The sequence below is a fragment of the Prescottella equi genome, assembly GCF_002094305.1.
GTDB lineage: Bacteria > Actinomycetota > Actinomycetes > Mycobacteriales > Mycobacteriaceae > Prescottella > Prescottella equi.
In genome coordinates, this window is the sequence record NZ_LWTX01000001.1 from 781,620 (window position 1) to 807,155 (window position 25,536).

The window sequence follows — 25,536 nt, forward strand, 5'->3', positions numbered from 1 at the left end:
GTTAGGAACAGGCATGCCTCTCGAGGTGGGCGCAGTCGCGCCCGATTTCACACTCAAGGACCAGAACAACCAGGAAGTCACGCTGTCGGACTTCCGCGGGAAGAAGAACGTTCTGCTCGTGTTCTACCCGTTGGCGTTCACCGGTGTCTGCCAGGGCGAGCTGTGCCGCGTGCGGGACGAGCTCCCGAAGTTCCAGAACGACGACGCCGAGATCCTCGCGGTTTCCGTCGGCCCGTCGCCGACCCACAAGATTTGGGCCGCCGAGCAGGGATACACCTTCCCGCTGCTGTCGGATTTCTGGCCGCACGGAGCCGTCGCCGAGGCCTACGGCGTCTTCAACGACAAACTCGGCTTCGCCAACCGCGGCACGTTCGCCATCGACAAGGAAGGCGTCATCCGGTTCGCCGAGATGAACGGCCCCGGTGAACCCCGTGACCAGGCAGCTTGGGAGAAAGCGCTCACCGCGCTAAAGTCCTGAAGGCAAATCCGGCGACCTCGGTCGCCGGATTTCGGGCGTGTAGCTCAGTGGTAGAGCTCTGGTTTTACACACCAGCGGTCGGGGGTTCGAAACCCTCCGCGCCCACATCGAAACCCCGCACTCGCGAATTGCGATGCGGGGTTTTCGCGTGCGTTCGCCCCGAATCCGGAGCGTGCCGAGTCGATACTGGAAGGACGACGACGGAACGGACGAAGATGGCGACGGACCCCACCGTCGATCCGACAGCGATCGACATCGCGCTGGACCCGATGCGGCAGCATCTGATCGGGATCACCGCGCACAAGCACCTGCCGTTCGATGTCCCGGTGATCAGTGAGATTTCGCGGAATCTGTGGCAGGGCGGGTGTCGGGAGGGGCTGGTCCTGCCCGACTTCGTCAAACACCTCGTGTCGCTGTATCCGTGGGAGCAGTACGACATCCGGCACACCGTCGACTCCGAGATGTACGTGCGCATGTACGACAGCGCCGAGCAGGGGTTCGAACAGGTGGACGCACTCGCGGCGTGGGTGAACGTGTGCCGGGAGACCGGCCCGGTACTGATCCACTGCCAGGTGGGGCTCAACCGGTCGAGTCTGGTCGCGGCGCGGGCGATGGTGCTGTCCGAAGAGGCGGATCCGGCCGGCGCGATCGCGGTGCTGCGGGAGCGGCGTTCGCCCGCCTGCCTGTGCAACGAGGCGTTCGAGGCCTGGCTGCTGGGCGAACCCGTCGAACCCGCGTCAGACTCCCGCAACCCCGAGTAGCTGACCGATCCCGTAGGTGACGGCCATCGCGAGTGCACCACCGGTCACCACCCGCAGCACGGCGCGGGACCGGCGTGCGCCGCCCAGTCGGGCGCTGAGACTGCCGGTGATCGCGAGTGCGACCAGGACGGCCACGAACGTGACGGGAATTCGCGCGGTGGCCGGGGGCAGCAGGATCGCGAGCATTGGCAGGATCGCTCCCACGGTGAACGAGATCGCCGAGGCGCCGGCCGCCTGCCAGGGGTTGGTGAGCTCGTCCGGGTCGATGCCGAGTTCCGCCTCGGCGTGCGCGGCGAACGCGTCGTGCTCGGTCAGTTCCTCGGCCACTTTTCGAGCCGTCTCGGACGACAGGCCCTTCGCCTCGTACAGCGACGCCAGTTCCTCGAGTTCGGCCTCGGGGATGGTCGACAGCTCGTGCTTCTCCTTGGCCAGCAGCGCCCGTTCGGTGTCGCGCTGGGTGCTCACGGAGACGTACTCGCCCAACGCCATCGACACGGCGCCGGCCGCGAGACCGGCCAGGCCCGCGGTGAGGATGGGTCCACGGTCGGTGGTGGCCGCAGCGACGCCGACAACCAGGCCGGCGACCGAGACGATGCCGTCGTTGGCGCCGAGTACGCCTGCGCGCAACCAGTTCAGCCGCGACGAGAGCGATCCCAGGTGCGGTTCCGCGTCGTGGACTCCGGCGGGGCCGGCTTGCTCGGGCGACTCCTTGTGTGAGGTCACGTCTCGAAGACTATTGCGGCCGCGTCCCCTCGACCAGCAATGGAAGGCTGTCCGAAGTCGTGGGTTGGATGCGGCCAGCGAGGCGCAGGTAGGGTCGTGCCCCGGAACACATCGAGTATGGGGGAAATGTCCTGATGGGTGTGATGATTCTTCTCGTCGTCCTGCTGATCCTGGTTGTGATCGTCGGGATCGTCGTGGTCGTCCAGCGCACGAAGCCCAAGTCGGCGCCGCGCCGCGTCGATCCGCTGGCCGACTATCCGGAGGTCTACGACCCGCACAAGATCGGTGTCGGCGACATCGTCACGTACGCGGGCATCGACCACGTCGTGCGCGGCACCATCGTCCTCGACGAGGAGGGCTACCAGTGGCGTGAACACCTGCTGGACGGCTCCACCGGCCGCCGCTGGCTCACCGTCGAGGACGACGAGGGTGAGCTCGAGATGACGCTGTGGATGCGCCGCGAGGGCACCGGTCTGGAACCCGGCGGCGACGTCGTCCTCGACGACCGTGTCTACCGGAAGATCGAGTCCGGCTCCGCACGCTTCACCGCCGAGGGCACCACCGGCACCGCTCCGACCGGATCGATGGACTACGCCGACTACGAGACCGCCGACAAGACCGGCCTGCTCGCGTTCGAGCGTTGGGCCCGGACCTCGTCGTGGGAGGTGTCGACCGGACGCGCCGTCACTCGCAGCGAACTGACCGTGATCCACGCCGGTCCCGCGCAGTGAGCGTCCACTTACTCGAGGTCGAACCGGCGGACGTCGCCGCGGATGCCCTCGGCCTCGTGCTGGACGCTCCCGTACCCGCGACGCTCGCGGAACTGCACCTGCACGACGGGCTCGCCGGATCGCTGACGCTGGGCGTGCTGGGCGCGTCGCACGTGGTGGTCGCCGAGACCGACGGCCGGATGCTCACCGAGCAGGTCTCGTGCGAGGCCGTCCGCTCCGGTGGCATGCGGTTGCCGGAAGTGGAAGAGCGGCACGGCTATCGATTCGTCTCCCGAACCGAGTTGGTGCCGGAGGACGAGTTCCGCCTTCGCGCCGCGGCGCTGCGTGAGCAGTCGTCGGGGGAGGGCTGGGTGTGCGGGGCGTTCCCCGGCGATCGCGACGCGCTCACCGCGCTGACCGCGACCGCGGATGCGGGCCAGTGGCATTGGCGCACCTGGCATCTGTATCCGGGGGACGGCGGCGGCACCGTGGTCTCGACCGAGAGCCGGTGGCGGCCGTGAGGCGGGTCGTGGCCGGTGCGCTGCTCGGCGCGGTCGTCGCGCTCACAGCCGGATGCGGCGGCAGCAATGTGCGGGACCACCTCGCCGACCGATTCGAGCACCGCGGCTCGCAGGGCGACATCACCAACTACTGGTCACCGGACCCGGTGGGCACCACCGTGACCCGGATCGTCGACGAGGACGAACCGGCGGCACGCAAGGCCGACGGCGGCAACGAGTACCTGCGCTACAACGACGACATCGTCACCGTCGGCCCGGCGGCGGGCGGTGGCAGCAACATCTCCGTCGAAGACCTCGACGGCCGATACCGCGGCGGCCACTTCGTCTATCTCGGGCCCGGGTTCACGCCCGGATCGCCGGCCGCCGGCAACACCTCCGGGGGATCCGGGGACGCGAAATGACCACCATCACTCAGCAATCCGGGAGCGCGAACATGACCGTCACGAACCTGGCCGCCGCCACCGAGATCGGAACCGTGGAGTTCCTGCCGATGGTCGGGGGCGTGCTCGCCACCCTCGCGTTCTTCGCGGTGGGCGTCGCCGTGCTGGCGGCAGGCTTCGCGATGCTCGACGCCCTCACCCCGGGCAATCTGCGTCATCAGGTGTACGTGGAGAAGAACCCCAACGCGGCGCTGCTGCTCGGCGCCAACCACCTGGCGCTCGCCATCATCGTCGTCACCGCGATCCTCACCAGTTCCGACGGCTTCGCGCAGGGTCTGGCCGATTCGCTGGTCTACGGCGTGGTGGGTGTGGTGTTGCAGGCCGCCGCGCTGGCGATCATGAACGTGTTGCTGCCCGGTCGGCTCGTCGCGCTGGTGGGCGAGCCCCGCATGTGCGGCGCGGCGTGGGCCGTCGCGGTGACCCTGTTCTCGGTGGGCCTGGTCAACGCCGCCGCCCTGTCGTGACCGTGACCGCGCCGCCGGAGACCGTCGCGGCGGCCCCCGCGCTGGGGCGACGGTCGCGGGTGCTGCTGCTCGCCGCCGTCGCCGCGTGCGCGGCGTGCGGGCTGGTCTACGAGCTGGCGCTGCTGACGCTGTCGGCGAGCCTGACCGGCGGCGGAATCACCGAGACCTCGCTCATCGTGGCCGGATTCGTCGCGGCGCTCGGTCTCGGCGCACTGGCCGCCAAGCCGCTGCTGACGCGGGCGGCGCCGGCGTTCGTCGCGGTCGAGGTGGTACTGGGGCTGGTGGGCGGCGTGAGCGCCGCCGCGCTCTACGTCGCGTTCACGTTCCTGGGCTCGTCGACGTGGGTGCTGGTGCTGGCGACCGCGGCCATCGGCATGCTCGTCGGCGCCGAGGTGCCGCTGCTCATGACGCTACTCCAGACCGGCCGCGACACCGACGCCGCGGACACGGGCAAGGTGCTGGCCAATCTCAACGCCGCCGACTACGCCGGCGCTCTCATCGGTGGACTGGCGTGGCCGTTCCTGTTGCTGCCGGCGGCAGGGCTGATCCGCGGGACCGCGCTCACCGGCATGGTGAATCTCGTGGCCGCGGCTGTCGCCGCGCTGTTCCTGCTCCGCGGGCACCTGAAGCCCGTGGCGCGGGCCGCGTCGATGCTGGCGCTGCTCGTCGCCGCCGCACTGCTCGGCACGTTGCTGGTGCGCGCGTCGGACATCGAGACGACCTCCCGGCAGCGGCTCTACCCCGACCCGGTCGTGTACGCGCAGCGTTCGCAGTACCAGGAGATCGTGGTGACCGAGCGTTCCGGCGACATCCGCCTGTACCTGGACGGTGACCTGCAATTCTCGAGCCGCGACGAGCACCGCTACACCGAGTCGCTCGTCTACCCGGCGCTCGCCCGGGATCCACAGCGTGTGCTGATCCTCGGCGGTGGCGACGGCCTCGCGGCGCGAGAGGTGTTGCGGCAGGAAGGGGTCAGCGAGATCGTGCAGGTGGAGCTCGATCCCGCCGTCCTGGACCTGGCGAACACAAAGCTGCGTGACCTCAACGGTGGTGCGCTCGAGGACGATCGGGTGGACGTCGTGACCGCCGACGCGTTCCGGTGGCTGCGCGAACGCGGCGGGGACGGCTTCGACGCGGTGATCGTCGACCTGCCCGACCCCGACACCCCGACGCTGGGCCGGCTCTACTCCACCGAGTTCTACGGGCTGGTCGGGGCCGCGCTGAACCCCGGCGGGCTGATGGTGGTGCAGTCGGGCAGCCCGTACTCGACGCCCGACGCCTACTGGCGCACCGTGTCCACCGTCGCATCGGTGGGGCTCGGGGTGACGCCGTACCACGCGTACGTGCCCAGCTTCGGGGACTGGGGATACGTTCTCGCGCAGGCCGGGCCGGCCCCGACCCTGGCGCTCTCGCCGTCCGCGCCGCCGCGCAGGTTCCTCGACGACGCGACCCTCGCTGCGGCGGCGGTCTTCCCGCTCGACCGGCCCCGGCGCGACCTCGAGCCGTCGACCCTCGACCGGCCACGGATCGTCGACGACATGCGGCGCGGGTTCGAGCGGTAGTCCACGAGCTACGTCCCTCGCCGTGGCGTGTCGGCAATGATGGTGCGATGCCCCGTTTCGATCCCTGGAATGACAGTTTGGTGTGGCGTCTACCCATGATCGATGGCGGATCCGGATTCATCGACGGACCCGGTTTCGACCCTCCGGCCCCGTGGACGCGGGCGCTCGTCGCGGTTGGCCGTGACCTGCGTTGCCTGCGGTACGGACGGTATGCCGACACCGATCGGCTGGAGTGGGACTTGGTGATCGACAGCAACTACCACGTCTGGATCGGCTGGCAGGGTGTCCGAGGGATCGGGGGCTTCGGGATCGGTGGCGCGTTGTCGATGGACGCTACCTTCGGTGAATCGGCAGCCTGGGTCGCCGAAGTGGTTCAGGACAATCTCGCGGGATACGACTTCGTCCAGTGGCCGAGCCGAGGCCGGCACCTACTCGTTCCTCGGCTGCGTGCGGGGGAGCCGGTCTGGGTGGACCCCCACGGTGACGTCACGGTCGGCCCGGTCGGTGAGCTGTGTGAACATGCCGACCTGTGGCGGACCCCCTAGGGACTCGACCGCACGACGGCCTCGTCGCACCGGCTACGTCGCCGGACGCCCGGATTGATAGAAATACCGTCGTGTCTTCTTCGCCCCGCCGAGCTTCCCGGCCCACAGCCCGCGCGACGGGACTCGTCCTCGGATACCTCGCCGACCGCGCTCTCGGTGATCCCCGACGCCTGCACCCCGTGGCCGGTTTCGGGCTCGCGGCAATGGCTTTGGAGAAGCGCACCTACGCGGACAGCCGACTCTCCGGTGCCACGCACACCGCGATCCTGGTGGGCGCGACCGCTGCGCTGGGCGTGCTCGCCGAGCGCAGCGGCAGGCGCGCGGGTTGGGTGGGGCAGACGGCAGTGACGGCCGCGGCGACGTGGACGGTCCTCGGCGGCACATCACTCGCCGACACGGGGCGCACGATGGCCCGGCACCTCGACGCCGACGATCTGGAATCCGCACGGGCGCTCCTGCCGTCGCTGTGCGGGCGGGATCCGAGTGTCCTCGACGCCGACGGGTTGGCGCGCGCCAGCCTCGAATCCGTCGCGGAGAACACCTCCGACGCCACCGTCGGCGCGCTCTTCTGGGGCGCGGTCGCGGGGGTGCCCGGTCTGCTCGCGTACCGGGCGTCCAACACGCTCGACGCGATGATCGGCTACCGCAACGACAGGTACGGCCGCTTCGGCTGGGCCGCGGCGCGCTGGGACGACGTGGTGAACCTCGCTCCGGCGCGGCTGGCGGGAGCCCTCACGGTCGCCGCGGCCCCCGTCGTCGGTGGCTCGCCGCGCGCCGCGGTGCAGGCGTGGCGCCGGGATGCGGCCGCGCATCCGAGCCCCAACGCGGGAGTGGCGGAGGCGTCGGCGGCCGGTGCGCTCGGCGTGCAACTGGGCGGCCGAACCGAGTACGCGCACGGCGTGGAGATGCGGCCCACGCTCGGCTCGGGTCCGGCACCGGTGATCGCGGACCTCGAGCGGGCCGCGCGTCTGTCGTCGGCGGTCCAGGCGGGGGCCGCACTCGTTGCTGCACTGACGGTCCTCGTCTCCGGAAGAATGTCGGAGAGGAGGCAACGATGATCATCGTGGCGGGACATCTGACGGTGGCGGCGCACGACCGCGCGAACTACCTGGACTCGTGCAGGGACGTCGTCTCGCGGGCCCGCTCGGCGTCCGGCTGCATCGAGTACGCGCTCGGCGCCGACCTCCTGGAACCGGACCGCATCAACGTGCTGGAGATGTGGACGACGCGGTCCGCGCTCGACGACTTCCGCGGCGACGGCCCGGTCGACGATCTGACGGCGCGCATCCTCGCGATCGACGTCCGCGAATTCGAGTGCGAGCGGTCGTGACCGGCCGACGCTCCGTCAGCGGTGCTTGCCGTAGCGATCGGCGAGCTTCGCTTCCGACGCCGTGACCGGGGCTTCTTCGGTCTTCTTCTTGCGGCGCAGTCCGCGTCGGGCCGGCAGCTGGAAGTCGTCGGCTGTGTGAACCGCCGGCGCGCGCGTCGGTTCCGCGGCCGCCTCGACGGGGGCGGGCACCGGGGGAGCGTCGGGCGCCGGGAGAGTGTCGGGCGCCGTAGTCGGCGCGGTGCGCTGCTTGGCCTTCCGCCGCTCGCGCAGCTCGGCACGAACGAAGTACGCCAGACCGAGCGGGGCCATGATGCCGAATGCCAGCCACTGCAGGCCGTACGAGAGATACGGCCCGGCGTCGATCTGCGGCAGCGGAATCGTGCCGAGTCCGCCCGGCTGGGCGTCGTCGAGTTGCAGGTAGCCGGTCACCAGATCGGTGCCGATGAACTGTCCGATCTGGCCGGAGTCGATGTAGTACACCTGGCGGGTGCCGGCCTCGTTGATCGGCTCCTTACCGGGGACGGTGCCCTCCGACATCCGGATCCGGCCCTCGACCGTCACTTCGCCGGTGGGCGGAGCCGGGATGGGCGGAGCCTGCGTGCCCTGTTCGGGGCGGACGTAGCCGCGGTTGACGAGCAGGGTGTCGCCGTCGGACATCCTGAGCGGGGTCAGCACCTCGAAGGCCGGCTTGTCCTCCACCGAGCGCAGCCGCACCAGCAGGTCGCTGTCCGGTACGTAGGTGCCGGTGACGAGGACCCTGCGCCACTCGTCGTTCTCGGTGGGTCCGCCCCCGTCGAGCAGCGTGTCGATCGACACGGACTCGGCGTTCAGGGACTGCTCGAGCAGCCCGTTGCGCTGCTCGGTCCGGGTGTTCTTCCCGAGCTGCCACGGGGCCAGCACGGTGAAGCACATGAAGGCGAAACCGGCGACGACGGCAGCCAATGCCAGCCAGCCGGGTCGCAGCAGAAACGTCAGCCTACGCACGGCTACCACGGTACTGGCTCGCGCGCAGGTCAGTTCTCCCGCACCCAGTCCAGCAGGCCGGACACGGCGGCTTCGATCTGGTCCCGGACGAGTTCGAAATCGGTGACATCGCCGTAGTACGGGTCGGGCACCGAATCGCCGTCGGCGCGGGGGTCGAAGCTGCGCAGCAGACGGCGCCGCTCGGCGGGCACCCCCAGTCGCGCGAGGATCCGGTCGTGGCCGGTGTCGAGGGGAACCACCAGGTCGGCGGACAGATGGTCGTCGCCGACCTGCGCGGCGCGGTGCCCGGTCGGGTACCCGGCGGCCTCGAGGACCTTGTCCGTGCGCGGGTCCGCCCCGTCACCGACGTGGTAGCCGTGGGTGCCCGCACTGGTGACCCGGACCCGGTCACCGAGGCCCTCGCGGCGCACGTGTTCGGCGAAGATGCGTTCCGCCATCGGGGAGCGGCAGATGTTTCCGGTACACACGAAAGTGACGTGAATCATGCTCGTGTCACGCCGTCCCCGTCAGGATCCGGGTGAGGTCGGCGACCGTCGGAGCCGTCCAGCCTGCCTGTCCCGCCTCGGCGGTGGCGCCGTAGCCCCACTCGACGAACACGGTCGGAATACCCCAGTGCCCGGCGCCGTGTACGTCGTGCTCGCGGTCACCGATCATGACGACGTCGGCGGTGCCGCCCGTCGTCGCCGACAGCCCCAGCCCGCCGAGGACGTGTCCGATGACGTCGGCCTTGGCGCGCCGCGACCCGTCGCTGCTGGCGCCGCCGATCACCTCGAAGTAGTCGGCCAACCCGAAGTGCTCGAGAATCCGGATCGCGAACTTCTCCGTCTTGGACGTCGCGACCGCCATCCTCGCCCCGGTGGCACCGGCCGCCGCGAGCATCGCCTCGACGCCGTCGTACACCTGGTTCTCGGACCAGCCGACGGCGTCGTACCGCTCGAAGTACGCGGCCAGGGCCGCCGCGGTGGCCGCGTCGTCGAGCCCCATGCCGCGCATCGAATCCATCAGCGGTGGTCCGATGACCGTCCCGAGCATTTCCGCGGTCGGGGCGGGCGCACCGACCGCGGCCAGCGCGTGCCGGAAGCCGTTGTGGATGCCGAGTGCGGAGTCGGTGAGGGTGCCGTCGAGGTCGAACAGCAGGACTGGCGCGAGGGGTGCAGCGGTCGTCGTCACCCATCCATTGTGATCGGACGTCCGCGGCGGTGCGCACCGGCTCGCGCCGTAGGCTCGACGGCTATGGAATTCGGTTCGGGAACGGCGCTCGACGCGCTCGCGCGCTTGCGGCACCACGGCGACGCCGAGGCGGCTCCCGGACTGCTCGACTTCGCGGTGAACGTGCAGGGAGACGGCCCGCCCGAGTGGCTGCGGCGCCGACTCGCCGACACACTGACCGGGCTGGGCCGGTATCCCGCCGAGGCGTCCGACCGGCGGGCGCGGGAGCACGTCGCGGCCCGGCACGGGCGTGCGCCCGACGAGGTGCTGGCACTCGCGGGCGGCGCCGAGGGGTTCGCGATGCTGCCGCGACTGGGGCCGCGTGAGGCCGCGCTCATCCACCCGTCGTTCACCGAACCCGAACTCGCCCTGCGCGAGGCGGGGGTCCCGGTCACGCACGTCAGATTGGACGCGCCGTACCGGCTCGATCCGTCGGCGGTGCCGGAATCGGCCGACCTCGTCGTCATCGGCAACCCCACCAACCCGACGTCGGTGCTGCACCCGGCGACCGACGTCCTCGCGCTGCGGCGGCCGGGCCGGATCCTGGTGGTCGACGAGGCGTTCATGGACGCCGTCCCGGGCGAGGCGGCGTCGGTCGCCGGGTATTCCCTGCCCGACGTCCTGGTGCTGCGCAGCCTGACCAAGACGTGGGCGCTCGCCGGACTGCGGTGCGGGTACGCCCTCGGCCATCCCGACGTCCTGGACCGGCTGACAGTGGGGCGCCCGCACTGGCCCGTCGGGAGCCTGCAGCTCGAAGCGATCGCCGCGTGCAGCGAGCCCGCCGCCGTGGCCGAGGCGGGGGAGATGGCGCTGCGGATCGGGGCCGACCGCGACACCGCGGTGGCGCTGCTGCGGGACGCGGGGATCGCGGTGCACACCCCGGCTGCCGCGCCGTTCCTGCTGCTGCACCTGCCCGACGGCGAACGCATGCGCACCCACCTGCGGGGGAGGGGCGTCGCGGTACGCCGCTGTGACACCTTCCCGGGCCTGGGCCCCGATTTCCTGCGCATTGCGGTCCGGCCGCGAGCGATGACCGAACAGTTGATCACGACCATGAGGGAGATTCTGTGACCGCAACCTCGACGACCGTCCCGACTCTGGCGGACGTGATCGGCGCACTCGAGACGGCGTACCCCCCGGCGCTCGCCGAGTCCTGGGACTCGGTGGGCTTGGTGGCCGGCGACCCCGCCGACGAGGTGCGCAAGGTGGTCGTCGCGGTCGACGCGACCGCCGCCGTGGTGGACGAGGCGCTCGCGGGTGGTGCCCAGCTGTTGCTGGTGCACCACCCGCTGCTGCTGCGCGGCGTCGACACCGTCGGCGCACACACGCCGAAGGGCGCGCTGCTGCACCGCCTGATCCGCGGTGGCTGCGCGCTCTACAGCGCCCACACCAACGCCGACCGCGCCGACCCGGGAGTCTCCGACGCGCTCGCGGGCGCGTTGGGCCTCGTCGCGACGCGCCCGCTGGTCCCGATTCCGGACACCACCACCGACAAGTGGGTGGTGATGGTCCCCACCACCGACACCGTTCGGGTCCGCGAGGCGTTGTTCGCGGCGGGGGCCGGCGAGCTCGGCGACTACCGCGAATGCAGTTGGACGGTGACCGGCGACGGTCAGTTCCGCCCGCTGCCCGGGGCGGCCCCGACGCTCGGAGTCGTCGGGGAGGTCGAGACGGTGCGCGAAGACCGTGTCGAGGTGATTGCACCGCGCCGGTCGCGGGCCCGGATCCTGGCCGCGTTGCGGGCCGCGCATCCGTACGAGGAACCGGCGTTCGACGTGTTCGAGACGGCGGACTTCCCCGGCAGCCGCGGGCTAGGGCGTATCGGCGAACTACCCGAACCGCAGACCCTGCGGGAGTTCACCGCCCGTGTCGCCGCGGCGCTACCCCGGACGGAGTGGGGCGTGCGGGCGGCCGGCGACCCCGACCGCGTCGTTCGGACCGTCGCGGTGTGCGGTGGCTCGGGCGATTCGCTGCTGGACACGGTGTCCGGGCTCGGTGCCGACGTCTACGTGACCGCGGATCTGCGACATCATCCGGCCGACGAGCACCTGCGCCGAGGCGGGCCGGCCCTCGTCGACGTGGCGCACTGGGCCAGCGAACAGCCGTGGTGTGCGCAGGCCAAGGGCGTGCTCGACGGCCGCTTCGGAAGCGTCGATGGGTGGGACGTGCGGGTCACCGAGCTGCGCACCGACCCGTGGACGGTCGCCTGCCACTGACGCAGGCGGCGGCGGGGTGCCCGATGTGGTCGGTCCACCGCGCCGTCGGGGGTACGGTTGACACCTGATCTCGGCCCGTTCGAGAACTCGTGACCAACAAGAACACAGCAGGAGCTTCCACGCGTGAACGTCGATCCCTCAGTGCAGTCCAAGCTTCTCCAGCTCGCCGGTGTGGACACCGAGCTGGCACGGCTCGCGCACCGTCGCTCCGCCCTGCCCGAGCAGCAGGAAGTGGAGCGGCTCGAGGCCGAGCGGCTCTCCCGCAAGGACGCCGCCGTGGCCGTGGAGATCGTGCTCGACGACCTGGATCGCGACATCAAGAAGCTCGAGGGTGAGGTCGACGCCGTCCGCCAGCGCGAGACCCGGGACCGGAAGCTACTCGAGGGCGGCACGCTGGCGCCGAAGCAGCTGTCCGAACTGCAGCACGAACTCGGCAGCCTGGAGCGCCGGCAGAGCGTCCTCGAGGACGAGCTGCTCGAGGTGATGGAGCGCCGTGAGGCGTCGCAGGCCGACCACGACCACGCGGGCGCACGCCTGACCCAGGTCGAGGACGAACTCATCGACGCCGAACGCCGCCGCGACGACGCCGTCGCCGACCTCGACAAGGCACAGGAGCGCTGCGACGCCGATCGTTCCGGCCTCGTCGGGCTCTTCCCCGACGAGCTGCTGGCGATCTACGAGAAGCAGCGCGCCGAGCGCGGTGTCGGTGCGGCGTTGCTGCAGGCCCGCCGCTGCGGAGCGTGCCGCATCGAGATCGACCGGGGTGAGCTGGCCCGGATCGCCGCCACCCCCGCCGACGTCGTCGTCCGATGCCCCGAGTGCAGCGCAATCATGGTGCGCACCAAGGAGTCCGGTCTGTGACCTCGGATCGTGTCGTCGTCGAGGCCGACGGCGGATCCCGCGGTAATCCCGGCCCGGCAGGCTACGGCGCGGTGGTGTTCGACGCCGACCGTGGCCGGGTGCTCGCCGAGCGTCGGGAGTTCCTCGGGGTGGCCACGAACAACGTCGCCGAGTACCGCGGACTGATCGCCGGACTGGCCGCGGCCCGGGACCTCGGTGCCCACGAGGTGGACGTCCGAATGGACTCCAAGCTCGTCGTCGAGCAGATGTCGGGACGCTGGAAGGTCAAGCACCCGGACATGATCCCGCTCGCACAGCGCGCGCGGGAGCTGGCCGACGGGTTCGCCAGGGTGGACTTCACGTGGATCCCGCGAGCCGAGAACTCGCACGCCGATCGCCTCGCCAACGAGGCGATGGACGGGGAGGACGCCATCACGTCCGGGTTCGCGGATACCGACCCGGCGACCGGCTCCGAGACTTCCCCCGCGACCGACACCGAGTCCGCCGCCGCGACGTCCCCCGGCTGGACCGGCGCGGTCGGTGCGCCGACCCGCATGCTGCTGCTGCGCCACGGCCAGACCGAACTGTCCGTCGAACGCCGGTACTCGGGCCACGGCAACCCGCCGCTCACCGCGTTCGGGCGTACCCAGGCGCGGTCGGCGGCACAGCGGATCGCCGACAAGGGCGCGGTCGCCGCCGTCGTGAGCTCACCACTCGGCCGGGCCCGGGAGACCGCCGCCGCGGCGGCTGAGGCGCTGGGACTGCCGGTCACCGTCCACGACGGCCTGATCGAGACCGATTTCGGCAAGTGGGAGGGGCTGACGTTCACCGAGGCCCAGCAGCGCGACCCCGACGTTCACACCCGCTGGCTGTCGGACACGTCGGTGCGCCCGCCGGAAGGCGAGAGCTTCGACGAGGTGCGGGCCCGGATCGAGACGGTCCGGGACGACCTGACGGCGTCCTATCCCGGCGCCAACATCCTGGTCGTGACGCATGTGACGCCGATCAAGACACTGCTCCAACTGGCACTCGACGTCGGACCGTCGCTGCTGTATCGCCTGCATCTGGATCTGGCGTCGCTGAGCATCGCCGAGTTCTACCCGGACGGCGGTTCGTCGGTCCGGTTGGTCAACGATACGTCGCACTTGTAGGGCCGTCGTCGTGCCTCGGCAATGCGACGCCGAGGAACACCAGTACCACGCCGGCCACGAGGTGGAGCCAGCTCGACGCGTAGTTGATCGACATGAAGTTCGATGCCGTGTCGGGCCGGATCACCAGCCCGTACACGGCGAGCATCACGGCGGCCAGGCCGCTGGCGATGAGGAACATCTCCGCGGCGGCCAGCTTGCGCGACATCGCCAGTCCGATCGCCCCGCTGACGATGTGGGCGAGGTTGTGCAGGACGGACACCTCCATCAGCCCGAACATGCGCGCGCCCGTTCCGGGGCCGGCCAATGCGATGTCGTCGACACCCGACGTGACACCGGGCACGAAACCGAGCAGCCCGGTGGCCAGCAGCGCGGCCGCGACGACGGTCGTGGCGAGTTGGGTCGTCGTCCGGGCGAGGCCCTCGGGCTCGTCCATCGATTCCACCTCCGGTGGCAGCACGGTTGCTCGACTCCCGGTTACCCATTCTCCCAGCACTCCCACGCGGTGGGCATCCGATTGGATTACGGATGGACGGCAGGCGTAGCCTCGACCGTTGTGAACGCCCTGCTGACCTGTCGCCGCTACGTCGACAACTGTCTGCAGGCGAGCGCGGTCTGTCACTGCTGACACCCGGTCGACCACTCGAGTCCCGGGACGGCTCTCCATCTCCGAGCCTTCCGTGCGTCCATCCCGGTCGCGCGCGTGTCGTCGTGCGCCGCCGTCTCCACATCTTCACCCGAAAGGCCAAAATGTCGGCCCCTACCCTCGACGCGCCCTCCCGGCGCGCCCTGCCCAAGTGGGCAACCTCGTTCGGCCCGCAGATCGTCGCCGGTCTGATCCTCGGCGTCGTCCTCGGACTGATCGCCCGCGCCATGCCCGACGCGGCCGACGGCAACGAGAACTGGCTCGTCGGCACCGTCAAGACGATCGGCTCGAGCTACGTGGCGTTGCTGACCGTCGCGGTCATCCCGCTGATCTTCACCGCGATCGTCAGTTCCATCGCGAACCTGCGCAACGTCGCGAACGCGGCCCGTCTCGCAGTGCAGACGCTGCTGTGGTTCGCGATCACTGCGTTCATCGCGGTACTGATCGGCATCGTCGTCGGCTTGATCACCCAGCCCGGGTCGAACACCACCGTCGACGCCGACACGGCGTCCGCTCCCAAGAGCGGTGGGTCGTGGTGGGCGTTCCTCACCGGCCTGGTACCGCAGAATTTCCTCGGGCTCGGCGCCAAGACCACCGTCACCGGCGACGCGGCCTCCGGATTCTCCGCGACCACGTCGCTGAGCTTCAACGTGCTGCAGCTGCTCGTCGTCGCGATCGCTATCGGCATCGCCGCCCTCAAGGTGGGTGAGAAGGCCGAGCCGTTCCTGAACTTCAACGCCGCGCTGCTCGCCATCGTGCAGAAGGTGCTGTGGTGGATCATCCGCCTCGCCCCGATCGGGACCGCGGCGTTGATCGCCAAGGCCGTCGCGACCTACGGCTGGGATGCCATCGGCCAGCTCGGCGTGTTCACCATCGCCATCTACATCGGCCTGGCCATCGTCTTCTTCGTCGTGTACCCGATCATCATTCGCGTGCACGGCCTGTCGGTGAAGAACTTCTACTCCGGTGTGTGGCCGGCGACCCAGTTGGGCTTCGTCTCGCGGTCCTCGATCGGCACGCTGCCGCTCACCGAGCGCGTCACCGAACGCAACCTCGGTGTGCCGCGCGAGTACGCGTCGTTCGCGGTGCCGCTCGGTGCCACCACGAAGATGGACGGCTGCGCGGCGGTGTACCCGGCGATCGCGGCGATCTTCGTGGCCCAGTTCTACGGCATCGATCTGAGCATCACCGACTACCTGCTCATCGTCGTGGTGTCGGTGATCGGCTCCGCCGCCACAGCGGGCACCACCGGCGCCACCGTGATGTTGACGCTGACGCTGTCGACCCTCGGCCTGCCGCTCGCCGGTGTGGGTCTGCTGCTCGCGGTCGAACCGATCGTCGACATGGGCCGCACCGCGCTCAACGTCACCGGCCAGGCGCTGGTTCCGACGATCGTCGCGAAGCGGGAGGGCATCCTCGACGAGGAGCTGTACAACGCACCGCGCCAGGGCGATCCGTTCGCGGACGAATCGCTCGAACCGGCCCGCTGACCGCGGTCACAGGACCAACCACAACGCCGTCGTCGCCGCGACGATCGTCAGTGGTGTGGTGGCCAGCCCGAGCTTGGTGAACGTGCCGAGCTCGGGCCGGCACCCGCCGGCCGCAGCGACGCGGCGCCACAGCATCGTGGCGAGCGAACCGACGTAGGTGAGATTGGGCCCGAGATTGACCCCGATCAGCAGCGCCAGCACCAGTCCGGTCGGCGCGCCCGGTCCCAGCGCTGCGAGCAGCAGCAGCGTCGCCGGGAGATTGTTGAGCAGGTTCGCGGCGACGGCCGCGATCGCGGCGGTCGCCAGCATGCCGACGAGACCGGCGTCGTCGGGCAGACGTTCGCCGATCCACTCGCCGATCGGTCCGGCGGCCACACCCGCCACCACCACACCGAGCGCCAGGACGAACGCGCAGAACCACACGTCGGCGGCGTAGACGATGCGCTTCGGCGTCGTGCGTCCGTCCCTGAGCGCCGGCACCGCGAGCACCGCGGCCCCCGCCGCCGCGATCCACCCCGGCGCGACACCCACCAGCCCGCCCAGCGCGAATCCGGCCAGCGTCGCGGCGAGCACCGCCAACGCCAGAACCGGAGCGGGCTCCGCCGCCGTCGTCGCTGTGGGGAGGGGGCCGTCCGGGCCGGTCAGTTCGCGGCGGAAGAACACCAGGAAGATCGCGAACTCGATCACCACCGTGACCAGCCACGGCAGCGCCATCACCGCTGTGAAGTGGACGAAGGTCAACCCCGTCGCGGAGAACGCGATCAGATTCGTCAGATTCGACACGGGCAGCAGCGTCGACGCCGAATTCGACAGGTGGGCCGTCGCATACGCGCCGGGACGCACCGAGACGCGCAGTGCCCGCGCCGCCCGGATGACGACCGGTGTGAGCAGTACGACGGTCGCGTCGAGGCTGAGGACGGCAGTGGTTGCGGCGGCGACCGCGAAGACGAGCGCGAGCAGGCGTCGGGGATGACCCCCGCCCGTCCGCGTCAGGACACCCGCGACCCAGGTGAACACCCCGTGCGCGTCGGCGAGGTGGGCGAGCACGAGGATCGCCGCGAGGAATCCGACCGTCGGTGCCAGGGCGGTGATCTCGTCCCATGCCTGGCTCGGCGTCACCACGCCGACAGCGAGTGCGACGAGGGCGGCCGGGCCGGCGACGACTATCTCCGGCAGCCCGCGCGGGCGTGTGACTGCGAAGATCAGCACAGCGGCTACCAGCAGCACCGCCACAATCATCACCGACGAATGATGTCACGCAGCGGCTACTTCAGCAGTTTCACCAGGGTGCGCAGGTTGCGAGTGGTGGTCACCGCCTTGAGTTTCGGCTTGCCCGTGTTCTTCCCGAATGTGCTGTCGAGCGTGCGCCCACGCTCGACCTCCCAGTACAGGACATTGTCGCCGCCCGCGATGCGCTCGATGTCCGGGTCGAGCCGGTCTTGCACCTCGAGCAGTCCGCCAAGCACCGACGGCTCGGCGGTGAACATCACGTACGGGTGCCAGCCGGCGCGTTCGGGATCGAACGGGTAGGCGTCGACGATCCGGGCCAGCGTCGCCGTCTCGAGCACGAACACCCACGCCTCGTACCCGAACACCTTCCGGAGTGCGGTCTCGATGGTGGCCTTCAGGCCGGCGACGTCCACCTGGTCGGAGGAGAACAGGACGTTGCCCGACGCGAGGACGGTCTTCACCTCGTCGAACCCGAGGTCCACGAAGACCTGCCGCAGGTCGGCCATCTTGATGTTGATCCCGCCGACGTTGATTCCCCGCAGAAGTGCCACGTAACGAGTCATGGCGCGACGATAGTGCCGAGCACCGACACCGCGGGTTCGGACACGGCGACCGCACCCAGTAGTCTTGTCGTGCGGACGAGTTGGCCGGGCGGCCGCGGCTACGGGAACCGACATCCTCGAGGTGTCAGGCCCGGGGCCGAGGAAAGTCCGGACTCCACAGAGCAGGGCGGTTGCTAACGGCAACCCGAGGTGACTCGCGGGACAGTGCCACAGAAAACAGACCGCCGACGCTCAGGCGTCGGTGAGGGTGAAAAGGTGCGGTAAGAGCGCACCAGCGCCCCGGGTGACCGGGGCGGCTAGGTAAACCCCGCCCGGAGCAAGGTCGAAGGCCGCACCGGTGTCCTCCGGGACCACGGGTGCGGCTGCGCAGGTGTTCGAGGGCTGCTCGCCCGAGCCTGCGGGTGGACTGCTCGAGGTACCCGGCGACGGTGTGCCCAGATGGATGGTCGCCACCCGGCGCGCGAGCGCAGGGGACAGGATCCGGCTTACACGCCAACTCGTCCGCCCACACGCCGATACGACGAAGGCCCCCGGTGCACACCGGGGGCCTTCGTCTGCATGTCCTACTGGAAGTAGCCGCCGATCGGGTTGATCATGAGCAGCTTGGCCCAGTACTCGGCGCCGGTCTGGCCGAGGTAGGGAAGAAGCGTGTCGAAGATGATGTAGGACATGCGGGGCTCCGATCTGTGACGCCAGCGCGTCGAGAATCCAGTGACGCGAGGCGTCGGCGAGAATGCGCGGTACGCGCAGAGATTAGCAGTCGGCAGCGTTTTGTCACAGACCCACGTCCACGACTTCACCGTGATGTCACGCGGCCGTCACGCGCCGATCCCGGATGGCGTGGTGGCCGTGCGTTCGGCGGGGCACACTGTGGGGTATGAGCGACGACGACAAGCAGTGGTACTTCAGCCTCAGCGACGGATCGGTCAGCCAGGGTAAGGCGGCCAACGTGTTCGACCGGATGGGACCGTATCCGGACCGGGAGAGCGCCGAGCGGGCGCTGCAGACCGCGGCCGAACGGAACAAGGCCGCGGACGACGCGGACGACGAGTGGAACGCCTGACCTGACCCGCCTCGGACCGTCGGCGCGGCTCGCGCCGGCGGCCGGGGACGCCCGGGGTGTTGCGCGGGAGCTGCCTCAGGACTTCCGCTCGAGCCGTCGGTAGGCGCGCCGAATCGCCTTGACGTGCTGCGGCAGCGCGTCGACGGCACGATCGGCCCGCTGCTCCTCGGTGGCGTACAGCAGCCCGTACGTGAAGGTGTCCTCGTCGTCCTCGCGGGCCTGCGCGACCGTGTCGATGATCCACGCGCGGGCGAGCACACCGTCCTGGTGATCGCCCAGGACCGTCTGCAGAGCCTTTGCGGCACTGCCGACATCGGCCGCCGACGGCTCGGCCACCGCGACGGCCTCGGCGGCGTACCGGAGTTTCTTGGCCCGCTTGCGAACCCGGTGCAGTGCCGGCCCCGCCTCGGCGCCGTCGTCGAGGAGCCGGCGGACCTTCTTCGCAGCCTTGCGGAGCTGGCGGTGGGCCTTGTCGAGGCCGGAGCGCAGGGTCACCTCCGCGGGGACGGGGTGCCGGCCGGAAGTGATCTCGTCGAGCAGCGCGCACAGCGCCGCGAACCGCGGCTCGTCGAGGCTTTCCACCGCGCTCGCGTGGGCGGCCCGGTACAGGTCCTGTTGCGTCCCGACCAGCCGCTGGTGCACGGACCCGACGACGAGGTCACCGGGTTGTGCGTCGATGAGGGCGGAGAAGCGCTCGGCGAGCACCTCCGCGTCCCGGGCCTTGCCGAGAACCGATCCGAGCCAGCGCAGTTCGGCGCGCGCCGTGCGGGTTGCCTCCGACGGGAACGCGTGCTTGTACGAGCCGAGCAGACTGCGCAGGCGGCGGGTGGACACGCGCATCTGGTGGACGGAATCGTCGGCGTCCGCGCGCACGTCGACGGCGAGCGACACCAGTCGCTCGTAGTGTCCCCGCGCCGCGGGAACGATCACGTCGGGCACCGAATCTCCACGCCCGTGCTTCTGTGCGGCCACGCTTCAGGTCTACCAGTGCCGGTGGCTACGCGTCGACCGAAACCGTCAGGCGCGGAAGCGGTCCGTGGCCTCGACCAAGTGGTGGGTGATGCCGGGCTCGGCGGCCGCGTGGCCGGCGTCGTCGACGATGTGCAGTTCGGAGCCGGGCCACGCCCGGTGCAGCTCCCACGCGCTGGTGGCGGGGCAGACGACGTCGTAGCGGCCCTGCACGATCACACCCGGGACGGATTCCAGAACAGCGGCATCGCGCAGCAGTTGGCCGTCGTCGATGAAGCCCGCGTTGCGGAAGTAATGGTTCTCGATCCGCGCGAATGCCAAGGCAAATCGCGGCTCGGACGTCTCGTCGATTCGTTCGGGGCGGGGGAGCAGCGTGCTGGTGGCGCCCTCCCAACCGGACCACGCGATCGCCGCTCGCACGGCGACATCGGGATCGTCGGAGTGCAGTAGCTCGTGGTACGCCTCGACGAGGTCGCCGGAGCGCTGCTCGGGCGGAATCGGCGCGAGGAACTGCTCCCATCGCTCGGGAAAGAGGTTCCCGGCGCCGCCGTTGTAGTACCAGTCGATTTCGGTGCGGCGCAGCAGGAAGATTCCGCGCAGCACCAGTTCGGTGACGCGTTCGGGGTATCGCTGCGCGTAGGTCAGGGCCAACGTCGATCCCCAGGAGCCGCCGAAGACCTGCCAGCGGTCGACGCCGAGATGTTCTCGTAGCGCTTCGATGTCGGCGACGAGGTGATCGGTGGTGTTCACCGAGAGGTCCGCGCCGTCGGCGACGTGGGGCGTGGACCGCCCGCAGCCGCGCTGGTCGAACAGCACGATCCGGTAGGCCGCGGGATCGAAGAAGCTGCGGTGCGCGGGATCGGTGCCGCCGCCCGGACCGCCGTGCAGGAAGACGACCGGCTTGCCGTCGGGATTTCCGCTGACCTCCCAGTAGACGCTCTGCCCGTCACCGACGGACAGGAATCCCGTGCGGTGCGGCGCGATCGGGGGGTACGGCGTCCGCACGGCTCAGAAGCCGATCAGCGCGGACGCGAGATCGGGGATCTCGAGCGCGTACAGCGCACCGTCGCGCACCTGCGGACATTGCGCGCTGGTGATCGCGTCGACCTGCCCGCGGTCACCGGCGAGCTTCAGCAGGTCGACGCCGTTCGTGGTGGCCCACGAGATCACGACGGTGTTGAGCCCGCCCTTGCCGATCGTCGGCGTGTAGGTGCGCCAGTTCTGCAGTTGCTCGTCGATGTCCGAGCACAGCTGCGCAGCCTGGGCGTCGGTGACACCGGTGACGGAACCGCTGTTCCCGCCCGCTGTGGCCGAGGGCTGCGGGGCCGACGGGGCCGACGTCAGCGCGGACGTCTGTGCGCTGTTACCGGGCGTCGGGGAATCGCCGGTGCTGCTGCACCCGCCGACGAGGGCGGCGAGTGCGGCGGTCGCGGCGGCGGTCGCCGCGAGGCGTCCTCGGCGTGCGGTCATGGATGCACCTCGGTTCTGATCGGGGGTGGCTGCTGCGCAGTCCGGAATGTCGAGTGTGCCAAAAAACGGGAAGGCCGTCCGATCTCGTCGGCCGGCCTTCCCGTCGTCTGCCGTGTGGGCAGCGTCAGAAGCTGTGCTCCGCGGCGGGGAAGGCCCCGGACTCCACCTCGGAGGCGTAGGCGGCTGCCGCGTCGCGCAGAGCGGTTCCGACCTCGCCGAAGCGCTTGACGAACTTCGCGGTCTTACCGCTGGTGTACCCGGCCATGTCCTGCCACACCAGCACCTGGGCGTCGCACTCGTTACCGGCGCCGATGCCGACGGTCGGGATGGTGAGCTTGCGGGTCACCTGTCCGGCGAGTTCCGCCGGGACCATCTCCATGACGACGGAGAACGCACCGGCCTCCTGGACCGCGATCGCGTCGGCGACCAGCTGCTCGGCGCCGTCGCCGCGGCCCTGCACCCGGAATCCGCCGAGGCTGTTGACGGACTGCGGAGTGAAGCCGATGTGGGCCTGCACGGGAATGCCGGCCGCGGTGAGCGCCGCGATCTGCGGGGCCACACGCTCGCCGCCTTCGAGCTTGACGGCGTGCGCCTGTCCCTCCTTCATGAAGCGGAACGCGGTCTCGAGCGCCTGTTGCGGGGAGGCCTCGTAGCTGCCGAAGGGCAGGTCGGCGATCACGAGGGCGTGCGGTGCGCCGCGCACCACGCCGCGCACCAGGGGAAGCATCTCGTCGATCGTGACCGGCACAGTGGTGTCGTATCCGTAGACGACGTTCGCGGCCGAGTCGCCGACGAGGAGGACCGGGATGCCGGCTTCCTCGAACAGTCGGGCGCTCGAGTAGTCGTATGCGGTGAGTTCGGCCCAGCGGGTGCCCTCGGCCTTCATCGCCTGCAGGTGATGGATGCGGGTCTTGCGCTTGGGGGCCGCGGGTGCGGCGGAGCCGTAGACAGCGTTTTCGGACATCGTTGTCCCTTTCTGGCCTCGAGGCCCGCCGTGCGGGTCCCCGGGTGGGATGCTGACGCGTCTCAGTCTGCCACCGCGTCGCGAAGCCTCGTAGGGCTGTTTCGGTGCCGTTCGTCACACCCGGCCGCGCCCCTCTCCCGCGTTCAGCGGCTCGACCGGGGGTTCAGGGTCGCGTGGCACGATCTAGGTATGCAGTCCAGACCCCGCTTGTTCGTGGCCGCTGCGATCGGGACGGTGGCCGTCCTGGCGGCCGGCTGCAGCTCGGCGGACAGATCGGACACCGTCGTCGGGACGCCTGTGGCCGAGGCCGTCGCCGGCGCGGGCGAGGTGCCGCCCGGACTCGAGGCGTTCTACACGCAGCAGATCACGTGGGGGTCGTGCGACGGCTTCGCCACCGACGGGGACGAGTTGAGCGCGTCGCTCGAGTGCGCGAAGGTCACGGTCCCGCTCGACTACGCCGCGCCCGCCGGGGACACCGCACAGATCGCGATCTCGCGTGCGCCGGCGACCGGGGCCCGGCTGGGTTCCATCCTCGTCAATCCCGGTGGCCCGGGTGCGTCCGGACTGAGTTCGGCGTCGATCACCGAGGGCACCGAACTGGCCGAGCGGTTCGACATGATCGGCTTCGATCCGAGGGGGATCGGCGCGTCCACACCCCAGGTGCGCTGCCTGACCCCGCAGGAGAGCGACGCCGAGCGGCGCGACGCGGACGTCGACATGAGCCCCGCGGGGATCGCGTACGTCGAGGAGAAGAACCGGACGTATGCCGCCCGCTGCGCGGAACGCTCGGGGCTGCCCCTGCTCGCGCACGTCGGTACCCGCGAGGTGGTGCGGGACATGGACGTCATCCGCTCGGTGCTGGGCGACGCGAAGCTGAACTACCTCGGATTCTCGTACGGCACTCGGATCGGCACGCAGTACGCGGAGACGTTCCCCCGGAACGTGCGGGCGATGGTGCTCGACGGCGCTCTCGACCCCGAGCAGGATCCGGTCGAGGAGGTCGTGCTCCAGGGAGCGGGCTTCCAGCAGGCGTTCGACGCGTTCGCCGCGGAGTGCGCGCAGACGTCGAACTGCCCACTCGGCACCGATCCGAGCGCCGCGAACGCGCGTTTCCGGGCCCTCGTCGAGCCGTTGGTCGCGCGACCGGCCGCCACCACCGACCCGCGGGGCCTGAGCTACTCGGACGCGATCACCGGTGTGACGCAGGCGCTGTACTCGCCGAGCCTGTGGAGTTCGCTGCGCGGCGGGCTGTCGAGTCTCGCGGAAGGCAACGGCGACACGCTCCTGCTGCTGGCGGACCTGTACGAGGGGCGAGCCGACGACGGCAGCTACTCGAACATCAACGACGCGTTCAACGCGATCCGGTGTGTCGACGATCCGCCGCTCACCGACCGGGCCGTGGCCGGGGAGGCCGACATGCGGTACCGGGAGGCCGCCCCGTTCCTCGACGACGGGCGCGGGACCGGCAACGCACCGCTCGACGCGTGCGCGTTCTGGCCCGTGCCGAACACCGGTGCGCCGCACGCGATCGACCCGGCGTCGGTCGCGGGGTTGCCGACGCTCGTGGTGGTGTCGACGACGCAGGACCCCGCCACCCCCTACCAGGCGGGCGTGGACCTGGCGAAACAGTTGGACGCCGCGCTGGTGACGTACCGGGGCGCGCAGCACACCGCGTCGTTCGACGGTGTCGCGTGCATCGACGATCCGCTCACGCGCTACTTCGTGGACCTCACCGTTCCCGATGGGGACCTGACGTGTTGAGCTGCGCCGACGAGACCGATTTCACGATGTAACACAGATTTAACGCGATGTGCTTACGCTCGCGAGCATGGATCGCCAAAAGGAGTTCGTGCTACGCACCCTCGAAGAGCGCGATATTCGGTTCGTGCGGCTGTGGTTCACCGACGTCCTCGGCTACCTGAAGTCGGTGGCGATCGCGCCCGCCGAACTCGAGGGCGCCTTCGAGGAGGGAATCGGCTTCGACGGCTCCGCGATCGAGGGCTTCTCGCGGGTCTCCGAGGCGGACACGGTCGCCAAGCCGGATGCCTCGACCTTCCAGATCCTGCCGTGGGCACACAAGGACGGCGCCCAGCATTCGGCGCGCATGTTCTGTGACATCGCGATGCCCGACGGCACCCCGTCCTGGGCCGATCCGCGGCACGTGCTGCGCCGCCAGCTGGCGAAGGCCAGTGACCTCGGCTTCTCGTGCTACGTGCACCCCGAGATCGAGTTCTTCCTGCTGGAGAACGGGCCGATCGACGGCAGCCCACCGGTCCCCGCGGACAGCGGCGGCTACTTCGACCAGGCCGTGCACGATCGGGCACCGAACTTCCGTCGCCACGCGATCGACGCGCTCGAGTCGATGGGCATCTCGGTGGAGTTCAGCCACCACGAGGCCGCGCCGGGCCAGCAGGAGATCGACCTGCGTTACGCCGACGCGCTCTCGATGGCCGACAACGTGATGACGTTCCGGTACGTCGTCAAGGAGGTCGCCATCGACGAGGGTGTGCGGGCGTCGTTCATGCCCAAGCCTTTCGGTGATCAGGCCGGTTCGGCGATGCACACGCACATGAGCCTGTTCGAGGGCGACACCAATGCCTTCCACAACCCGGACGACCCCAACCAGCTGTCGGCGACCGGTAAGGCGTTCATCGCCGGCATCCTCGAGCACGCCAACGAGATCAGTGCCGTCACCAACCAGTGGGTGAACTCCTACAAGCGGCTCGTCCACGGCGGCGAGGCGCCGACGGCCGCGACATGGGGCCCGTCCAACCGGTCCGCGCTGATCCGCGTGCCGATGTACACGCCGAACAAGGCGTCGTCGCGGCGCGTCGAGGTCCGCAGCCCCGACTCGGCATGCAACCCGTACCTGACGTTCGCCGTCCTGCTCGCCGCCGGACTGCGCGGCATCGAGAAGGGCTACGAGCTGCCGCCCGAGGCGGAGGACGACGTGTGGGCGCTCACCGGCGCCGAGCGTCGCGCCATGGGCTACAAGCCGCTGCCCGGCAGCCTGGCCGAAGCCCTGGCCGAGATGGAGAAGTCGGAACTCGTCGCCGAGGCGCTCGGTGAGCACGTGTTCGATTTCTTCCTCCGCAACAAGCGACGCGAATGGGAGGAGTACCGCAGCCAGGTCACTCCCTTCGAGCTGAAGGCCTACCTCGGCCTGTAGGGCCGATCCGACCAGGAAGATCCCGAGAGGTGACGCGCGTG

General features: G+C 70.1%; 29 protein-coding genes, 1 tRNA gene and 1 other RNA gene. 20 read left to right on the forward strand and 11 right to left on the reverse strand.

Going from position 1 to position 25,536, the window contains the following annotated elements:
- Positions 1 to 13: 13 nt before the first annotated feature.
- The 3 genes from A6I89_RS03790 to A6I89_RS03800 all read left to right on the forward strand — a co-directional run bounded on the left by A6I89_RS03790 (position 14) and on the right by A6I89_RS03800 (position 1,239).
- The gene (locus A6I89_RS03790; RefSeq protein WP_022596652.1) at positions 14 to 478 is read left to right on the forward strand and encodes a peroxiredoxin; all 465 of its coding nucleotides are present in this window, start codon (positions 14 to 16) and stop codon (positions 476 to 478) included.
- Between the two features lie 33 nt (positions 479 to 511).
- Positions 512 to 583: transfer RNA gene (locus A6I89_RS03795), tRNA-Val, on the forward strand.
- 110 nt (positions 584 to 693) lie between these two features.
- Positions 694 to 1,239, forward strand: coding sequence for a protein-tyrosine phosphatase family protein (locus A6I89_RS03800; RefSeq protein WP_013416444.1), 546 nt, complete (start codon positions 694 to 696; stop codon positions 1,237 to 1,239).
- Here A6I89_RS03800 and A6I89_RS03805 read toward each other — a convergent pair.
- Entirely contained in the window at positions 1,216 to 1,962 is a 747-nt protein-coding gene (locus A6I89_RS03805; protein ID WP_005512377.1) for a VIT1/CCC1 transporter family protein, read from the reverse strand. The genes A6I89_RS03800 and A6I89_RS03805 overlap by 24 nt on opposite strands.
- A gap of 134 nt (positions 1,963 to 2,096) precedes the next feature.
- Here A6I89_RS03805 and A6I89_RS03810 point away from each other — a divergent pair, with 134 nt between their 5' ends.
- From A6I89_RS03810 to A6I89_RS03845, 8 genes are all read left to right on the forward strand, one after another.
- Complete coding sequence (locus A6I89_RS03810) at positions 2,097 to 2,693, forward strand: DUF4178 domain-containing protein (protein WP_005512379.1); 597 nt, start codon at positions 2,097 to 2,099, stop codon at positions 2,691 to 2,693.
- Positions 2,690 to 3,193, forward strand: coding sequence for a DUF2617 family protein (locus A6I89_RS03815; protein WP_022596650.1), 504 nt, complete (start codon positions 2,690 to 2,692; stop codon positions 3,191 to 3,193). The genes A6I89_RS03810 and A6I89_RS03815 overlap by 4 nt, the downstream gene beginning before the upstream one ends.
- Positions 3,181 to 3,594 carry a DUF4247 domain-containing protein gene (locus tag A6I89_RS03820; RefSeq protein WP_005512381.1) on the forward strand — a complete coding sequence of 138 codons (414 nt, stop codon included), beginning with the start codon at positions 3,181 to 3,183 and terminating at the stop codon, positions 3,592 to 3,594. The genes A6I89_RS03815 and A6I89_RS03820 overlap by 13 nt, the downstream gene beginning before the upstream one ends.
- 32 nt (positions 3,595 to 3,626) lie before the next feature.
- On the forward strand, positions 3,627 to 4,097 hold the full coding sequence (locus tag A6I89_RS03825; RefSeq protein ID WP_037085118.1) for a DUF350 domain-containing protein: 471 nt from the start codon (positions 3,627 to 3,629) through the stop codon (positions 4,095 to 4,097).
- Entirely contained in the window at positions 4,094 to 5,659 is a 1,566-nt protein-coding gene (locus A6I89_RS03830; protein WP_022596648.1) for a polyamine aminopropyltransferase, read from the forward strand. The genes A6I89_RS03825 and A6I89_RS03830 overlap by 4 nt, the downstream gene beginning before the upstream one ends.
- Before the next feature lie 95 nt (positions 5,660 to 5,754).
- A complete protein-coding gene (locus tag A6I89_RS03835; RefSeq protein ID WP_022596646.1) occupies positions 5,755 to 6,204 on the forward strand; it encodes a hypothetical protein in 450 nt (149 codons plus the stop codon).
- 71 nt (positions 6,205 to 6,275) lie between these two features.
- Positions 6,276 to 7,262 carry a cobalamin biosynthesis protein gene (locus A6I89_RS03840; RefSeq protein ID WP_044991224.1) on the forward strand — a complete coding sequence of 329 codons (987 nt, stop codon included), beginning with the start codon at positions 6,276 to 6,278 and terminating at the stop codon, positions 7,260 to 7,262.
- Positions 7,259 to 7,534 (forward strand): putative quinol monooxygenase, encoded by a 276-nt coding sequence (locus A6I89_RS03845; RefSeq protein WP_005512385.1) that lies wholly within the window; start codon positions 7,259 to 7,261, stop codon positions 7,532 to 7,534. Before A6I89_RS03840 ends, A6I89_RS03845 begins: the two co-directional genes overlap by 4 nt.
- 15 nt (positions 7,535 to 7,549) lie before the next feature.
- On the opposite strand, the gene A6I89_RS03850 is transcribed toward A6I89_RS03845, so the two are convergent.
- Genes A6I89_RS03850 through A6I89_RS03860 form a run of 3 tightly spaced genes read right to left on the reverse strand, consistent with a single transcriptional unit; the run spans position 7,550 to position 9,688 of the window.
- Complete coding sequence (locus A6I89_RS03850; protein ID WP_005512386.1) at positions 7,550 to 8,518, reverse strand: SURF1 family cytochrome oxidase biogenesis protein; 969 nt, start codon at positions 8,516 to 8,518, stop codon at positions 7,550 to 7,552.
- Positions 8,519 to 8,547: 29 nt separating this feature from the next.
- Positions 8,548 to 9,003 (reverse strand): low molecular weight protein-tyrosine-phosphatase, encoded by a 456-nt coding sequence (locus A6I89_RS03855; RefSeq protein WP_044991222.1) that lies wholly within the window; start codon positions 9,001 to 9,003, stop codon positions 8,548 to 8,550.
- A gap of 7 nt (positions 9,004 to 9,010) precedes the next feature.
- Positions 9,011 to 9,688, reverse strand: coding sequence for an HAD hydrolase-like protein (locus A6I89_RS03860; protein ID WP_022596640.1), 678 nt, complete (start codon positions 9,686 to 9,688; stop codon positions 9,011 to 9,013).
- Between the two features lie 63 nt (positions 9,689 to 9,751).
- On the opposite strand from A6I89_RS03860, the gene cobC reads away from it, so the two are divergent.
- The 4 genes from cobC to A6I89_RS03880 all read left to right on the forward strand — a co-directional run bounded on the left by cobC (position 9,752) and on the right by A6I89_RS03880 (position 13,934).
- A complete protein-coding gene (cobC, locus tag A6I89_RS03865) occupies positions 9,752 to 10,798 on the forward strand; it encodes an Rv2231c family histidinol phosphate aminotransferase CobC (RefSeq protein ID WP_022596638.1) in 1,047 nt (348 codons plus the stop codon).
- The gene (locus tag A6I89_RS03870) at positions 10,795 to 11,943 is read left to right on the forward strand and encodes a Nif3-like dinuclear metal center hexameric protein (protein WP_022596636.1); all 1,149 of its coding nucleotides are present in this window, start codon (positions 10,795 to 10,797) and stop codon (positions 11,941 to 11,943) included. Before cobC ends, A6I89_RS03870 begins: the two co-directional genes overlap by 4 nt.
- A 123-nt stretch (positions 11,944 to 12,066) precedes the next feature.
- On the forward strand, positions 12,067 to 12,804 hold the full coding sequence (locus A6I89_RS03875; protein WP_005512392.1) for a zinc ribbon domain-containing protein: 738 nt from the start codon (positions 12,067 to 12,069) through the stop codon (positions 12,802 to 12,804).
- Positions 12,801 to 13,934: a bifunctional RNase H/acid phosphatase gene (locus A6I89_RS03880; RefSeq protein WP_060934548.1), complete on the forward strand. Its 1,134-nt coding sequence runs from the start codon at positions 12,801 to 12,803 to the stop codon at positions 13,932 to 13,934. The genes A6I89_RS03875 and A6I89_RS03880 overlap by 4 nt, the downstream gene beginning before the upstream one ends.
- Here the strand turns inward: A6I89_RS03880 and A6I89_RS03885 are convergent.
- Positions 13,912 to 14,367, reverse strand: a complete 456-nt coding sequence (locus A6I89_RS03885) for a DUF4383 domain-containing protein (RefSeq protein WP_022596617.1) — start codon at positions 14,365 to 14,367, stop codon at positions 13,912 to 13,914. The two genes, A6I89_RS03880 and A6I89_RS03885, sit on opposite strands and share 23 nt — an antisense overlap.
- A 314-nt stretch (positions 14,368 to 14,681) precedes the next feature.
- Between A6I89_RS03885 and A6I89_RS03890 the strand changes: the two genes are divergently transcribed.
- Positions 14,682 to 16,067: a dicarboxylate/amino acid:cation symporter gene (locus tag A6I89_RS03890; protein WP_005512397.1), complete on the forward strand. Its 1,386-nt coding sequence runs from the start codon at positions 14,682 to 14,684 to the stop codon at positions 16,065 to 16,067.
- 6 nt (positions 16,068 to 16,073) lie between these two features.
- Here A6I89_RS03890 and A6I89_RS03895 read toward each other — a convergent pair whose 3' ends face one another.
- A complete protein-coding gene (locus tag A6I89_RS03895; protein WP_044991192.1) occupies positions 16,074 to 17,309 on the reverse strand; it encodes an SLC13 family permease in 1,236 nt (411 codons plus the stop codon).
- A gap of 23 nt (positions 17,310 to 17,332) precedes the next feature.
- Complete coding sequence (locus tag A6I89_RS03900; protein WP_005512401.1) at positions 17,333 to 17,860, reverse strand: DUF1697 domain-containing protein; 528 nt, start codon at positions 17,858 to 17,860, stop codon at positions 17,333 to 17,335.
- A gap of 76 nt (positions 17,861 to 17,936) precedes the next feature.
- Between A6I89_RS03900 and rnpB the strand changes: the two genes are divergently transcribed.
- Together rnpB and A6I89_RS03910 are read left to right on the forward strand one after the other, a co-directional pair.
- Positions 17,937 to 18,364, forward strand: an RNA gene (gene rnpB, locus A6I89_RS03905) — RNase P RNA component class A.
- A 373-nt stretch (positions 18,365 to 18,737) separates the two neighbouring features.
- Positions 18,738 to 18,923, forward strand: coding sequence for a hypothetical protein (locus A6I89_RS03910; protein ID WP_005512404.1), 186 nt, complete (start codon positions 18,738 to 18,740; stop codon positions 18,921 to 18,923).
- 75 nt (positions 18,924 to 18,998) lie between these two features.
- Here A6I89_RS03910 and A6I89_RS03915 read toward each other — a convergent pair whose 3' ends face one another.
- From A6I89_RS03915 to panB, 4 genes are all read right to left on the reverse strand, one after another.
- Entirely contained in the window at positions 18,999 to 19,895 is an 897-nt protein-coding gene (locus A6I89_RS03915) for a CHAD domain-containing protein (RefSeq protein ID WP_005512405.1), read from the reverse strand.
- Between the two features lie 45 nt (positions 19,896 to 19,940).
- Positions 19,941 to 20,897: a prolyl aminopeptidase gene (gene pip / locus A6I89_RS03920; RefSeq protein ID WP_022596611.1), complete on the reverse strand. Its 957-nt coding sequence runs from the start codon at positions 20,895 to 20,897 to the stop codon at positions 19,941 to 19,943.
- Positions 20,898 to 20,900: 3 nt separating this feature from the next.
- Positions 20,901 to 21,362, reverse strand: a complete 462-nt coding sequence (locus A6I89_RS03925; RefSeq protein ID WP_013416423.1) for a hypothetical protein — start codon at positions 21,360 to 21,362, stop codon at positions 20,901 to 20,903.
- A gap of 124 nt (positions 21,363 to 21,486) precedes the next feature.
- Entirely contained in the window at positions 21,487 to 22,326 is an 840-nt protein-coding gene (gene panB / locus A6I89_RS03930) for a 3-methyl-2-oxobutanoate hydroxymethyltransferase (protein ID WP_005512410.1), read from the reverse strand.
- Between the two features lie 189 nt (positions 22,327 to 22,515).
- On the opposite strand from panB, the gene A6I89_RS03935 reads away from it, so the two are divergent.
- Both A6I89_RS03935 and glnA read left to right on the forward strand, forming a co-directional pair.
- Positions 22,516 to 24,087, forward strand: coding sequence for an alpha/beta hydrolase (locus A6I89_RS03935; protein ID WP_022596610.1), 1,572 nt, complete (start codon positions 22,516 to 22,518; stop codon positions 24,085 to 24,087).
- 67 nt (positions 24,088 to 24,154) lie between these two features.
- A complete protein-coding gene (gene glnA / locus A6I89_RS03940; RefSeq protein ID WP_013416420.1) occupies positions 24,155 to 25,495 on the forward strand; it encodes a type I glutamate--ammonia ligase in 1,341 nt (446 codons plus the stop codon).
- The last annotated feature ends 41 nt before the right edge of the window (positions 25,496 to 25,536 follow it).